This is a genomic window from Methylosinus sp. Sm6 (assembly GCF_019802345.1).
Lineage (GTDB): Bacteria > Pseudomonadota > Alphaproteobacteria > Rhizobiales > Beijerinckiaceae > Methylosinus.
Map to the genome: position 1 here is coordinate 1 of NZ_JAINDZ010000135.1, position 630 is coordinate 630.

General features: G+C 64.4%; 1 protein-coding gene. It reads left to right on the plus strand.

The genetic code is table 11. From position 1 onward, the window contains the following. Positions 1-560 (plus strand): transposase (locus tag K3F48_RS23925; protein ID WP_222577935.1); only part of this gene is annotated, 560 nt, incomplete at its 5' end. Positions 561-630 lie beyond the last annotated feature (70 nt).

Here is a 630-nt window from a genome sequence, read left to right on the forward strand (position 1 = left end):
GGCGGCGCGGCCTGCGCGGCGTCAAGCTCGTCGTCTCCGACGCCCACGAGGGCATAAAAGCCGCTGTCGCCAAGGTGATGCACGCCGGCTGGCAGCGTTGCCGGGTGCACTTCATGCGCAACGCGCTCGCCCATGCCGGCAAGAGCGGCCGCCGGGTCGTTTCCGCCTTCATCGCCACGGCTTTCGCGCAGGACGACGCCGACGCCGCCAAAGCGCAGTGGCGCAAGGTCGCCGATCAGCTCCGGCCCAACTTGCCAAAGCTCGCCGTTCTCATGGACGAGGCGGAACAGGACGTGCTCGCCTACATGACCTTTCCCAAGGACCACTGGCAGAAGATCTATTCGACGAATGGTCTCGAGCGGGTGAATGGCGAGATCAAACGCCGCACCGAGGTCGTCGGCATCTTTCCCAACGAGGACGCCATCACCCGTCTCGTCGGCGCGATCCTGCTCGAGACAAACGATGAATGGGCCGTGCAGCGCGGTCGCTATATGACGCTGGAAACCATCGCGTCTTTGAGCGATGATCCCATCGTCAGGCTGTCCGCCGTGACCGCCTGATCCTGCCGGCCAAAGCCGGAAATCCCAGTGTCCGCCTCGATCCAGCTACACCACGCTCTGGGACACGATC